This window comes from Bacillus sp. FSL R5-0443, assembly GCF_038608285.1.
In the GTDB taxonomy this organism is placed as follows: Bacteria; Bacillota; Bacilli; order Bacillales; family Bacillaceae; genus Bacillus; species Bacillus velezensis.
Window position 1 is genome coordinate 1,579,069 of record NZ_CP152013.1, and the last position, 13,145, is coordinate 1,592,213.

Sequence of the window (13,145 nt, forward strand, 5' to 3'; positions counted from 1 at the left end):
GGGGGATACGATTGAAGAAAAAAACAAGAAACAGATGGACAGGCTCCGTTTTAAGCGCGATTGTCGTCAGTTCCCTGTTGTTTCCGGGTGCAGCCGGAGCGAACAGCACACCGGGGGCAGTTTCTTTCACCAAAGATCTTTCTTCCTCTAAGAGCATTCAGCATAAGATTTCCGATTCAGTCAAGAAGCGTTTTGAAAAAAATGATAAAGTCACGTTTCTTATCAAATTTAAAGAGAAAGCCAATACGAAAAAAGCGGTCAAAGAAGCAGAAAAAAACGCCAAGTCTCAATCGCTTTCCGCAGCAAAAACTGAATATCAAAAGCGGTCAGCCGTCGTTTCTTCTTTAAAACTGGCGGCTCATGATGCGCAGCAGAATCTGAAAACATATTTGGAAAAACAAAAAAAGAAAGGCAAGGCTGATCACATCCATTCCTATTATATTGTCAACGGAATGGCAGTCACTGCTTCGAAAGAGGTAATGGAAAAAGCCGCCTCATTTCCTGAAGTAGAAAAAGTTCTTCCGAATGAAAAACGTCAGCTTACTCAACGACAACCAAAAGCTCCTTTTCAAATGAAGAAAAAACAAAAAGAGATCAAAGCAAAGGAAGGCATCGAATGGAATATCAGCCAAATTGATGCGCCGCAGGCCTGGGCCTCAGGATACGACGGAACCGGCACGGTTGTCGCTTCCATTGATACGGGAGTTCAGTGGGATCATCCGGCGCTTAAAGAAAAATACCGGGGTTACGATCCTGAAAATCCCGCAGCGCCGAATCATGAAATGAACTGGTATGATGCCGTGTCCCATAAAGACGCTCCCTACGATGATCTTGAACACGGCACTCATGTAACAGGGACCATGACGGGTTCAGAACCTGACGGCTCAAATCAAATCGGTGTGGCTCCGGGGGCGAAATGGATCGCAGTAAAAGCATTTTCAGATGACGGAGGAACTGATGCCGATATTTTGGATGCCGGTGAATGGGTGCTCGCGCCTAAAGATAAAAACGGCACGCCCCATCCCGAGATGGCGCCGGATGTTGTCAATAATTCCTGGGCAGGCGGTTCGGGAATGGACGAGTGGTACCGCGATATGGTGAATGCGTGGAGAGCGGCAGGGATTTTTCCGGAATTCTCTGCGGGAAATGAAGACTTATTTACACCGGGAGGACCGGGTTCAATCGCAAACCCGGCCAATTATCCTGAAGCATTTGCGACAGGTGCGACTGACATCGACAAGAAACTCGCTGATTTCTCACTTCAAGGCCCCTCACCGTATCATGAAACAAAACCGGACATTTCGGCTCCGGGAGTGAATATCCGTTCTTCGATTCCTGGAGGAACATACGAAGGCGGCTGGGACGGAACTTCAATGGCCGGGCCGCATGTGGCGGCGACGGCGGCTTTGTTAAGGCAGGCGAACGCCTCTATTACGGTCGATGAAATGGAAGACGTTTTGACGCGCACCGCCGAAAAGCTGACAGATTCCGTTTTTCCGGAATCACCGAATAACGGTTACGGCCACGGTCTCGTTAACGCTTTTGATGCCGTTTCTGCCGTAACGGACGGAATCGGGAGCGTAGAAGGAAAGGTCTCTTCTGCGGGCGAAGATCACAATCCGCCCAGCTTTCACCATGAACCGGTCTCAGCGGCTTACAAAGGGGCAAACCTTCCGTTGACGGTTACAGCAGAAGACGATGTAAGCGTAACTGAAGTCATCCTTTCCTATCAGTTTGATGAAGGAGAGTGGAAAACGACAGCCGCCGTTCAAAAAAGCGGTGATGAAAAAAAGGGAACATACCAGGCGGAAATTCCGGATGTAACGGGAAGCAAGGTAAGTTATAAATGGACCATAAAAGATTTCGGAGGTCATTCTGTAGAATCTGATACGTACCGGGCTGAGGTGAAACCGAGCATTACGGCGGGATACAAAGAGGATTTTGAATCACAGCCGGCTGGCTGGTCCAGTTACGGGACACATGACCAATGGGAATGGGGTATCCCGGGTTCAGGGCCCGGCACCGCATTTTCCGGAGATAAAGTGTATGCGACGAATCTGTCCGGCCCTTATGCCGATTCAGCTAACATGAATTTGGTGATGCCTCCGATTCAAGTTCCGGAAACAGGACGGCTGTTTTTGCAATTTAAAAGCTGGCACAAGCTCGAAGAATTTTTTGATTACGGGTATGTGTTCGTTCTTCCGGAAGGAAAATCAAATTGGGAGCAGGCGGCCGTTTACAATGGTGACTCCGCAGGATGGAATGATGAAGAGGCAGATTTATCTGCGTATAAAGGCCAAAACATAAAGCTCATGTTTAATATGCAGTCTGACGAAGTACTCAATGAAGACGGATGGTATATCGATGATGTCCGGCTTTCAAGCAGCCCTCTCGGCAAGGCGGCTAAAAAAAGTAAACACAATAGACAAACACCTCCCGGCCACCTGAAGAAAAAAGCCGTCAGTCCGAAACAGGCCAAACCGGCAGTGAAATCACCCGGAAAAAGAGTGAAACGTGAAACAAACCTCCTGCCGCTCAGAGCGCAAATCAGTGTCGCCGAGACGGGGAAATCCGTATATTCCGACCCTGCAAGCGGAAGCTACAGCCTGTCGCATAAGGCGGGAAGCTATACGCTGAAAGCCGAGGCTTACGGATTTAAGTCCGCTTCGAAACAAGTTTCTATTCAATCAGACAAAACCGCACAGGCAGACTTTACACTGGAGCAAATGCCGTCCGGCACGCTAAAAGGAACCATCATCAATCAGTCAACAGGCGAACCGGTAAAAGGGGCTGCGCTTTATGTGGCTGAGGATGCCGCAATTGAACCGGCGGTGACAAACGATAAAGGGGAATATTCGCTTAAGGCGTACGAAGGCTCCTACACAATCAAAGTAGCGGCAAAAGGCTTTTACAATAGCGAATTTTCCGTTGACATCAAAGGGGATGCTGAAAAAAACGTCAAGCTTAAGCCGTATATCGGTTATGAAGGGGAAATTGCCTATGATAACGGGACGGAAGAAGCCGCGCTGTCATATTTTAAAGCCGGCAGCAAATCTGCCGTTAAGATGACGCTTAAAGACGGAAAAGAACACGGTATGCTGACGGGAGGCCTTTTTAAATTTTGGGGCGCCGACTGGCCTGATCCGGGCGGTACTGAATTTCAGGCAGAAGTATATGATGCATCCGGCCCTGATGGAGCTCCGGGCAGCAAAATTGCCGGCCCGTTCCAAGCTGAAGCGCTTCGAAACGGCGAATGGACCAAAGTGGATCTCAGCTCAAAAGGAATCGCGGTCGGAAAGGATTTTTATCTTGTGTTCCGCCAGACGAAACCCGATCCTTATACACCTGCCCTGTCATCTGATGACGGCAGTCCGTACTCGAACAGAAACTGGCAATACCTCGACGGCCGCTGGTCTAAAACCGATAAATCAGACGGAAACTTTATGATCAGGGCTTTGGTCGACTACGAAGCTTCTGTGCCTGACATAACGTCGCCTGAAGACCGGTCATTTACAAACAAGAAGTCAATCACGGTGAAAGGAACGGCTTCACCAAAAACCGCTGTCCGTCTTAGCAATAACGGTAAAACCGCCGCAGAAACGAAAGCAGATGCAGACGGCAATTTCCAGGCCGGTGTCACACTCACTGAAGATGCCAATCGGCTGACGGCGGCATCTGTGACAGACAGCGGGTCAACCGATGAGTCACGCCCTGTCACGGTCATACTGGATGAGGATAAGCCGGATGTGACGATTGACAGTCCGGCAAACGGTGATAAAACAAATAAAGAAGCAGTGACCGTAAAAGGAAAAGTGCACGACGCCCATTTAAAATGGGTAAAGGTGAACGGAAAAAAAGCTGAAGTAAATAACGGTTCTTATCAAGCGAGAACCCTTCTGGAAAACGGCAGCAATGAGATCAAGGTCACGGCCTCAGATGAAGCGGGTAACAAAACAACGAAAAAGACGGTGATCGATGTCAATTACAATGCTCCCGTCATTTCCGGATTGGTTCCCGGAGCGGATAAGGAATTAAAAGCCGGAGAATCAGTGAAAATCGCTTTTTCAAGCGGAAAGAAATTAGACGCTTCCTTCGTTATCCGTCTGCCTCTGACAAACGCCCGGGCAGGGAGCCAAAACGCAACAGAGCTTCCGCTGAGAGAAATTTCTCCGGGACGATATGAGGGTTACTGGACGGCGGCTTCTTCCATCAAAGCAAGCGGAGCAAAAATTGACGTTATCGCTAGAGATGACTACGGAAATGAAACGAGACAGACGGCTAAAGGAAAACTTTATATCAATGAGTAAAACAGAGCGCTGCCAGATCACGGCAGCGCTTTTTTAGTTGAAGCGGACAATAGGAAAGCAACCCTTTCGGCCCTCGACAAATAAAACGGTTATCCCTTAAAAATTGTACTTTACCCTCAACATTAATTGACAGACTTTCCCACAGAGCTTGCTTTATACTTATGAAACAAGAGAGAGAAACAGATAAGTAAGACAAAAGAGGAAAGGGGTCAGATGTGAAAATCTATCTGGATGTCATTTGGCTGTTGAACTTTTGTTTTGATTCTCTTTTGCTTTTATTGACCGCCTTTATTTTAAAACGCCAGGTGAAAAAAAGAAGAGTGGCCGCCGGCGGTTTCATCGGGTCAGCCATTGTGCTTCTGATGTTTACGCCTGTTTCTCCCTTTGTGGAGCATCCGGCGGGAAAAATGGCGTTTTCAGTAGTCATCGTGCTTGCGGCTTTTGGCTTTAAACGGTTCCGATACTTTTTTCAAAATTTGTTCGCCTTTTATTTCGCGACTTTTCTCGTCGGCGGGGGAATGATCGGCGTACATTCCCTGCTGCAGACAGAATCAATTGTGCAGCAAGGCGTAATGGTCACAAGCCAGACCGGATTCGGCGACCCGATCAGCTGGATGTTTGTAGTTATCGGATTTCCGGCCATATGGTTTTTCTCGAAAAAGAGAATTGAAGACATCGAGACGAAGTCCATTCAGTACGATGAACTTGTCATGGTGCAGGCGGAATTCAGCGGACAGACAATCCGCGCGAAAGGATTGGTGGATTCCGGGAATCAGCTGTATGATCCGCTGACGAAAACGCCGGTCATGATCCTCTGCATTGACAAATTCGCTGCGATTCTCAGCGAAAAGGAAACGGACCTCATCAAATCCGCCAGTCCGCTTGAAGTGATAGAGCAGCTTGATGATTCGTTCCGCCATGCGGATAAGCTGAGGCTGATTCCATACAGGGGCGTCGGCCAGGACAATCAATTTTTACTCTGTTTAAAGCCGGATTACGTCACGATTTTAACAAAAGACGAAATGATCGCTTGTGAAAAATGCCTGATCGGCATCAGCACGAAACCATTATCCGCGGACGGTGAATTTGACGGAATCGTTCATCCGAAGATGCTGACAGGGAAGGCTGTAAAACATGTTTCCTGACGAAAAGTCTGTTATTCATCATACTCAAAACGCGTTGTATTTAGAAGGGGGAGGAAGATGAAAAAACTTAAGCTGCGTCTGACATATTTGTGGTATAAATGGCTGATGAAACTCGGACTGAAAAGCGATGAAGTGTATTACATAGGAGGAAGCGAGGCGCTGCCGCCGCCTTTGTCTAAAGAAGAGGAGCAGGTGCTCTTATTAAAGCTGCCGAGCGGGGATCAGGCGGCGCGGGCCATCCTGATTGAGAGAAACTTACGTCTTGTCGTTTACATTGCCCGCAAATTCGAAAATACCGGCATTAACATCGAGGACTTAATCAGCATCGGCACCATCGGTTTGATCAAAGCGGTAAACACTTTTAATCCGGAAAAGAAAATCAAACTCGCCACCTACGCGTCGCGATGTATCGAAAACGAAATTTTAATGTACTTGCGCCGAAACAATAAAATCCGTTCAGAGGTGTCCTTTGATGAACCGCTGAACATTGATTGGGACGGAAACGAACTGCTGCTTTCGGATGTGCTCGGCACAGATGATGATATTATTACAAAAGACATTGAAGCCAATGTGGATAAAAAACTTTTGAAAAAAGCGCTTGAGCAATTAAACGAAAGAGAAAAGCAGATTATGGAACTGCGTTTCGGGCTTGTCGGAGAAGAAGAAAAAACTCAAAAAGATGTAGCCGACATGATGGGGATTTCACAATCTTATATCTCCCGGCTCGAAAAGCGGATTATCAAAAGACTGAGAAAAGAGTTTAACAAAATGGTGTAAAATTTTTTCCATCTGACAGCCCCTACTGCTGCAAGGATTGCCGCAGCCGGATGTTTATTTCTGTAAAATGGCGGTGCATATTTTTCCCACCCGAGGAGATACTTAACGTTGTACAGCAGCTCCTAGTGGGAGGGAAAAACGTGTCAAGAAATAAAGTCGAAATTTGCGGGGTGGATACCTCCAAATTACCGGTGCTCAAGAATGAAGAGATGAGAAAGCTGTTTAGGCAATTACAGGATGAGGGCGATGATTCAGCGAGGGAAAAGCTTGTAAACGGCAATCTGCGCCTTGTCTTAAGCGTCATTCAGAGGTTTAACAACAGAGGAGAGTATGTTGATGACTTATTTCAGGTCGGCTGCATCGGACTAATGAAATCCATTGATAATTTTGACCTAAGCCATAATGTTAAGTTTTCAACATACGCTGTACCGATGATCATCGGAGAAATCCGCAGATATTTGCGGGATAACAATCCGATCCGCGTCTCGAGGTCGCTTCGCGATATCGCATATAAAGCGCTTCAAGTAAGAGAGCGGTTAATCAGTGAGACAAGCAGGGAGCCGACAGCAGAGGAAATCGCCAAAGTTCTTGAAGTGCCCCATGAAGAAATTGTGTTTGCCCTTGACGCCATCCAGGATCCGGTTTCACTGTTTGAGCCGATTTATAATGACGGCGGCGATCCGATTTACGTGATGGACCAGATCAGCGATGAGCGCAATAAGGATACACAATGGATTGAGGAGCTGGCTCTGAAAGAAGGCATGAGAAGACTGAACGAACGGGAAAAAATGATTTTGCGAAAGCGCTTTTTCCAAGGGAAGACCCAAATGGAAGTCGCTGAAGAAATCGGCATATCCCAAGCTCAGGTCTCAAGGCTTGAAAAGGCAGCCATTAAACAAATGAATAAGAATATCCATCAATAACGGAAAAAGCCTTTAAACCTTGTTTAAAGGCTTTTTTCATGCGATGGTTTACGTTTGCAAAAAAGTGATGTATTCTAATGTGTAAAAGTTTTTAGAAAATTTAAACAAAGTAAACGGGGGAAACTGCAATGATTTTACAGCTGGACAGTGTGTCTTTAAAAAGAAGCGGGAAATGGATTTTGAAAGATATTAACTGGCGCGTCGAGAAAAACGAAAATTGGGTGCTGTACGGATTAAACGGAGCCGGAAAAACAGCTTTGCTGAATATGTTATGCTCTTATTACTTCCCCACTTCAGGAGAGATGCAGGTGCTCGGCCATCAATTCGGCAAAACAGAGCTCGGTGACAGGCTCAGAAGGAAAATCGGCCTTGTTTCGGCAGGTCTTCAGCACAAATTATATGCCGCGGACTCCGCTTTTGAAATCGCCCTCAGCGGCGCGTACGCCTCAATCGGGCTGTACGAAACTCCGAGTGAGCAGGTAAGGGAAAAAGCGATCGGTCTTCTGAAGGATTTGGGCGCCATCGGTTACGCCGACAGACGGTATGAAACATTATCACAAGGGGAAAGACAAAGAGCGCTGATTGCGCGGGCGCTTATGGCTGATCCGGAACTGCTGATTTTGGACGAACCCGTGACGGGTCTTGATTTTATGGCAAGGGAGCAGCTGCTGGACACGATTACGTCGATCGCCGAAAAAGAAAATGCGCCGTCCATCCTTTATGTCACCCATCACGCTGAAGAAATTCTGCCGGTATTTGATCAGGCGCTGCTTTTAAAACAGGGCGAGGTGTTCGCCTCCGGGAAAATCAGGGACATGCTTTCTGACGAGCGGCTTACAGCGTTTTTCGATATGCCTGTCAATGTCTTATGGAACAATGGCCGCCCGTTTTTAACACGTGCAAAAGAGGCATCATCCGTAAAATAACATAAATTCACCCTGGGGGTGCTGCCATGCGGCTGAGAGAGACGTTTGTCTCAACCCTTAAAGGACCTGATCCGGATCATGCCGGCGGAGGGAAGCGGTGAAAAAAGCGGAGGAAAATCCGTTTTTTACCCGTTTCATTTCATGAATGAAACGGGTTTTTTGATACAGCCAAAGGGGAGATTTCCAATGCATCAGATTGATATGCTGTTACACCAGGCGGAGAAACGGCGGCACGACTTCATACATATTGCTGAAAGATTGATAGCCTTTCCGACTCCGGCCCCGCCAGCAAGAAATACGGCAGAAGCCCAAAAGTGGGTGGCCGGCTTTTTAAAAGAAACGGGCTGCTCGGTCGATATGTGGGATGTGTATCCGGAAGATCCGAATGTAGTCGGTGTTTTAAAAGGGACAGATTCAAGCAGGCATCAAAGCCTGATTTTAAACGGACACATTGATGTGGCAGAAGCCGGGGGCGAAGACTGGCACTCTGACCCGTTTCAGCCGCACGTAAAAGACGGCATGCTGATCGGAAGGGGCGCCGCTGATATGAAAGGGGGGTTGGCGTGTGTTCTTTTCTCTCTGAAGCTGATCCATGATGCCGGCATTAAGCTTCCGGGCGACCTCATTGTACAGTCTGTAATCGGAGAAGAAGTCGGTGAGGCGGGGACGCTGGAATGCTGCAAACGCGGCTATCACGCGGATTTTGCCGTTGTCGCGGATACGAGCAGCCTGCATATTCAAGGGCAGGGCGGAGTCATCACCGGCTGGATAGAATTGAAAAGCAAACAAACATTTCATGACGGCATGAGGCGCAATATGATTCATGCAGGCGGAGGCACATTCGGAGCGAGCGCCATCGAAAAAATGGCAAAAATCATCACTGCCTTGGGAGAGCTGGAGCGCCACTGGGCGGTAACGAAAAGCTATCCCGGCTTTGCGCCCGGCACTAATACGATCAACCCCGCCGTCATTGAAGGCGGAAGACACGCAGCGTTTGTCGCCGATGAATGCCGATTATGGATCACCGTCCACTTTTATCCGAACGAAACGCACGAACAAGCAGCCGCAGAAATCGAAGACTATATTAATTGTGTCGCTGACAGTGATCTGTGGCTCAAAGAAAACAGGCCGGTGTTCAAATGGGGCGGATCTTCGATGATTGAAGACAGAGGAGAGGTGTTCCCGGCGCTGGAAATCGACCCGGACCATCCGGCAGTTTCTGTCTTGGCTGCATCACACTCAGCCGTCAAAAAACAGGAGCCCGTCATTGATGTTTCCCAAACCGTAACTGACGGAGGGTGGCTTTATCATGCCGGGATTCCGAGCGTCATATACGGTCCCGGCGATTTAAAAAACGCCCACTCCGTAAACGAGGAAGTATCCGTTGATGAGCTTATGGACTATACGAAAATTATGCTGAGATTTATCCTCGGCTGGTGCAGCCGCAAAAAAGATTGCCCGATGTGACAAGGTTCAGCCCGGCCGTTCATATAATAGGAAAAAGAACGGGCAAAGGGCGTGATACGGATGATCAGCATATCTGAATTTCAAATAAAAGATGTGGTAAACGTGTCGAACGGAAAAAAACTCGGAAGCATCGGTGATATTGATATTAACGTGACAACGGGAAAAATTCAGGCGATTATTTTAGGCGGCAGCGGAAAAGTTCTCGGTTTTTTCGGAAAAGAAGAGGAAATGATCATTCCTTGGCGAAATATAGTTAAAATTGGGGAAGATGTCATCTTAGTGCGTGTAAACGAACCAAAGGGGGGAGCGTAATCCTCCCTTTACTTGTAAAAAGCCGGAAATCTCAATGTTTCCGGCACATTTATTTATCTCATTTTTCAATCAGCCGCTAAACGTATGCTTAAAATTGTGTTAAAATGAGTGGGAAATTACGCTTTTTTAATGTTTGTCGAAAGGTTGGATCTCCATGAATACATATCACCCGTTTAGTCTTACCACCCCCTCGGCACTCATGATAGAAGACTGGAACTGTGTGAATCAGCTTAACACAAAGGTCATCGCCGGATTCACGACGAAAAACGGCGGGGTCAGCAATCCTCCGTATGAGTCATTAAATACCGGATTGCACGTCCGGGACGAAGCTCATGATGTTGTGACAAACCGTGAAGTCATAGCGTCCTTATGCGGTACTGATCTGGATTCCTGGGTGTTCGCCGACCAGACACATGAAAACCGCGTCCGGCGCGTGACAGCCGGGGATAAAGGAAAAGGGGCGAGAGACTATTCTTCCGCATTCCGCGGGACGGACGGGCTCTACACGAAAGATGCGAATCTTTTTTTGGCCCTTTGTTTTGCGGACTGTGTGCCCTTGTATTTTTATGACCCGGTGAAATCCATTATCGGCGCTGCCCATGCCGGATGGAAGGGGACGGTCAAACAAATCGGACGCATCATGACGGAACGCTGGGTAAACGAAGAAGGCTCCCGTTTAACAGATATTCAGGCTGTCATCGGTCCGTCCATCAGTGCGGGAAGCTATACAGTCGACGACCGCGTCATCAATGAAGTGCGGGCGCTGCCTTTTACGGCTGAATCCGCCATATGCGAAACGGAAAAAGGCCAGTATCAGCTTGATTTAAAAGAGGTCAACCGTCTTCTTCTGATACATTGCGGCATTCCGGAAGAAAACATTTCAGTCAGCGGTTTATGCACCGAACGAGAGCGTGAACTATTCTTTTCACACCGCCGCGACAAAGGGAAAACGGGACGCATGATGTCCTTTATCGGAATGAAGGAGGCGTAAGATCTTGCGTGTTGCTGATCAATTACGACATATAAACGAAAGAATAAACGAAGCATGTAACAGATCGGGCCGAAGCCCCGAAGATGTTACCGTCATCGCGGTTACAAAATACGTATCAGCCGAAAGGGCTCAAGAGGCCGTTGATGCCGGTATTACAAGTCTGGGAGAAAACCGGGATGCCGAGCTTATCCATAAGCAGGAAGTCATCAAAGGCAGCCCGGAGTGGCACTTTATCGGCAGTCTTCAGTCCAGAAAGGTGAAGGCCGTCGTTGACCGTGTATCTTATATTCATTCCTTAGACAGACTGTCATTGGCAAAAGAGATTGAAAAACGGGCGCAGCATGCGGTTCGCTGTTTTGTGCAGGTGAATACTTCGCTTGAGCCGTCTAAGCACGGTTTGAAAACAGAGGAGGTCATCCCCTTTATCAGAGAGCTTTCTGAGTTTAGAAACATTTCTGTAGAGGGCCTGATGACGATGGCTCCCCTGACAGACGATACAGAAACGATCAGAGCCTGCTTCCGGCAACTGCGTGATCTGAGGGATCAGGTGCAAAAACTGAATCAGACAAACGCACCGTGCCGGGAACTGTCAATGGGCATGTCAAATGATTATGAAATCGCTGTTGAAGAGGGCGCAACTTTTATCAGAATCGGCTCTTCATTAGTCGGAAATGAACCGGGGGGTGTAAACAAATGAGCATGAAAAATAAACTGAAAAACTTTTTCTCAATGGATGAGGAGGAGTACGAGTACGAATACATTGAAACGGAGCAGGATCATTCAGAAGAGCATGAACAGCAGAAAGATAAACAGCCTGCTTACGCTCAGAAGCCGCAGGGCAAGCAGAACGTAGTAAGCTTGCAAAGTGTTCAGAAATCCTCTAAAGTGGTGTTGAGTGAACCGCGTGTATATGCGGAAGCGCAGGAAATCGCCGATCATTTAAAGAACAGGCGGGCGGTTGTCGTCAATCTGCAGCGCATCCAGCATGATCAGGCGAAAAGAATCGTCGACTTTTTAAGCGGTACCGTCTACGCCATCGGCGGCGACATTCAGAGAATCGGTTCAGATATTTTTCTGTGCACGCCTGATAATGTCGACGTTTCCGGCACGATTTCGGAGCTTATAAATGAAGACGAACATCAGAGGTGGTAAAGCAGGATGATTCTTTATCAAATTTTTTCCGTTCTGAGTTATTTAATTTACATCTACTCTTTTGCCCTGATCATCTATATCTTTATGTCATGGGTGCCGAGTACGAGAGAAACGGCGGTCGGACGGTTTCTCGCAGCGATTTGCGAACCGTATTTAGAGCCGTTCAGAAGGATCATTCCGCCCATTGCCATGCTGGATATATCCCCGATTGTAGCGATTATCGTGCTTCGGTTTGCCACGACGGGACTTTGGGGCCTATACCGCATGATCGTAATGTATACTTGAATGCGACAGTTTGATACGGGCTTGGCACCAGCCAAGCCTCTTTACATAGAAAGGAAAGAACATGAGCGATATTTACCAGCACTTCAGACAAGACGAGCGGCCTTTTATTGATCAGGTGCTTGAATGGAAACAGATTGTCCTGGACCAGTATCGGATGAAGCTGACTGATTTCTTAGATCCCAGAGAACAGGTCATTGTAAAGGCCGTTATCGGCGACGCCTGCGGTCTTGCGTTTTTCGGAGGATATGACAGAGCTGAGCGCAAACGCGTGATTTTATACCCTGAATATATGGAACCTGAGCAGGATGATTTTGAGCTTCGGGCTTTTGACGTTCAATACGCTGAAAAATTCGTCAGCATTGACCACCGCTCTCTTCTCGGATCATTAATGGGGATCGGTTTAAAGCGGCAGAAATACGGCGATCTGATTTTCTCTGAGGAAGCCGTGCAGCTGATCGTCTCCGGTGAAATCGCCGATTTTGTCAGCACTCAGCTGACCAAGGCGGGCAAAGCGCCGGTAAAGCTTGAGAAAATCGAGCTTTCCGCTCTTCACATTCCCGCTTCAGATGTCGAAATAAGGGATGACACGGTTTCTTCATTGCGTCTCGACGCCGTCTGCGCTTCAATGAGCAGGCAATCCAGGCAGAAAGCGCAGGCGCTTGTGAAAAACGGGCTCGTTAAGGTGAACTGGAAAGCCATTGAAGATCCGTCTTATCAGGTTGCTGAAGGGGACATGCTCTCGATTCGCGGCTTCGGACGATGCAGTTTGGCAAAAGTTGACGGAAAAACGAAAAAAGACAAATGGAAAGTTACATTTGAACGGCAAAAATGAGTCGTTTTTTCAGTTTTTTTCTCCATCT

Annotated in this window: 12 protein-coding genes and 1 riboswitch; all 12 genes read left to right on the top strand. The window is 47.7% G+C overall.

The window, feature by feature from the left end:
• The first annotated feature begins 11 nt into the window (after positions 1–11).
• On the top strand, positions 12–4,307 hold the full coding sequence (locus NYE28_RS08000) for a S8 family serine peptidase (RefSeq protein WP_342490375.1): 4,296 nt from the start codon (positions 12–14) through the stop codon (positions 4,305–4,307).
• A gap of 215 nt (positions 4,308–4,522) precedes the next feature.
• Positions 4,523–5,452, top strand: a complete 930-nt coding sequence (gene spoIIGA, locus NYE28_RS08005; RefSeq protein ID WP_342490376.1) for a sigma-E processing peptidase SpoIIGA — start codon at positions 4,523–4,525, stop codon at positions 5,450–5,452.
• 57 nt (positions 5,453–5,509) lie between these two features.
• Entirely contained in the window at positions 5,510–6,229 is a 720-nt protein-coding gene (gene sigE / locus NYE28_RS08010; RefSeq protein WP_007409714.1) for an RNA polymerase sporulation sigma factor SigE, read from the top strand.
• Positions 6,230–6,369: 140 nt separating this feature from the next.
• Positions 6,370–7,152, top strand: a complete 783-nt coding sequence (gene sigG / locus NYE28_RS08015; RefSeq protein WP_003154420.1) for an RNA polymerase sporulation sigma factor SigG — start codon at positions 6,370–6,372, stop codon at positions 7,150–7,152.
• 128 nt (positions 7,153–7,280) lie between these two features.
• A complete protein-coding gene (locus NYE28_RS08020; RefSeq protein WP_332275429.1) occupies positions 7,281–8,078 on the top strand; it encodes an ABC transporter ATP-binding protein in 798 nt (265 codons plus the stop codon).
• A gap of 4 nt (positions 8,079–8,082) precedes the next feature.
• Positions 8,083–8,188: riboswitch (TPP riboswitch) on the top strand.
• A gap of 76 nt (positions 8,189–8,264) precedes the next feature.
• The gene (locus tag NYE28_RS08025; protein ID WP_342490377.1) at positions 8,265–9,545 is read left to right on the top strand and encodes an acetylornithine deacetylase; all 1,281 of its coding nucleotides are present in this window, start codon (positions 8,265–8,267) and stop codon (positions 9,543–9,545) included.
• Between the two features lie 60 nt (positions 9,546–9,605).
• Positions 9,606–9,857, top strand: coding sequence for a YlmC/YmxH family sporulation protein (locus tag NYE28_RS08030; RefSeq protein ID WP_003154415.1), 252 nt, complete (start codon positions 9,606–9,608; stop codon positions 9,855–9,857).
• A gap of 154 nt (positions 9,858–10,011) precedes the next feature.
• The gene (gene pgeF / locus NYE28_RS08035; RefSeq protein WP_014304972.1) at positions 10,012–10,848 is read left to right on the top strand and encodes a peptidoglycan editing factor PgeF; all 837 of its coding nucleotides are present in this window, start codon (positions 10,012–10,014) and stop codon (positions 10,846–10,848) included.
• Positions 10,849–10,852: 4 nt separating this feature from the next.
• Positions 10,853–11,545, top strand: a complete 693-nt coding sequence (locus NYE28_RS08040; RefSeq protein ID WP_012117511.1) for a YggS family pyridoxal phosphate-dependent enzyme — start codon at positions 10,853–10,855, stop codon at positions 11,543–11,545.
• On the top strand, positions 11,542–12,000 hold the full coding sequence (gene sepF, locus NYE28_RS08045; protein WP_332275425.1) for a cell division protein SepF: 459 nt from the start codon (positions 11,542–11,544) through the stop codon (positions 11,998–12,000). Before NYE28_RS08040 ends, sepF begins: the two co-directional genes overlap by 4 nt.
• Before the next feature lie 6 nt (positions 12,001–12,006).
• Entirely contained in the window at positions 12,007–12,285 is a 279-nt protein-coding gene (locus tag NYE28_RS08050) for a YggT family protein (protein WP_332275424.1), read from the top strand.
• A 61-nt stretch (positions 12,286–12,346) separates the two neighbouring features.
• A complete protein-coding gene (locus tag NYE28_RS08055) occupies positions 12,347–13,117 on the top strand; it encodes an RNA-binding protein (protein WP_342490378.1) in 771 nt (256 codons plus the stop codon).
• The last annotated feature ends 28 nt before the right edge of the window (positions 13,118–13,145 follow it).

Coding starts and splice junctions, on each gene's coding strand:
- NYE28_RS08055 (WP_342490378.1), top strand. CDS start 12,347: ATGAGCGATATTTACCAGCACTTCAGACAAGACGAGCGGCCTTTTATT.
- NYE28_RS08025 (WP_342490377.1), top strand. CDS start 8,265: ATGCATCAGATTGATATGCTGTTACACCAGGCGGAGAAACGGCGGCAC.
- sigE (WP_007409714.1), top strand. CDS start 5,510: ATGAAAAAACTTAAGCTGCGTCTGACATATTTGTGGTATAAATGGCTG.
- NYE28_RS08020 (WP_332275429.1), top strand. CDS start 7,281: ATGATTTTACAGCTGGACAGTGTGTCTTTAAAAAGAAGCGGGAAATGG.
- NYE28_RS08050 (WP_332275424.1), top strand. CDS start 12,007: ATGATTCTTTATCAAATTTTTTCCGTTCTGAGTTATTTAATTTACATC.
- NYE28_RS08030 (WP_003154415.1), top strand. CDS start 9,606: ATGATCAGCATATCTGAATTTCAAATAAAAGATGTGGTAAACGTGTCG.
- pgeF (WP_014304972.1), top strand. CDS start 10,012: ATGAATACATATCACCCGTTTAGTCTTACCACCCCCTCGGCACTCATG.
- sepF (WP_332275425.1), top strand. CDS start 11,542: ATGAGCATGAAAAATAAACTGAAAAACTTTTTCTCAATGGATGAGGAG.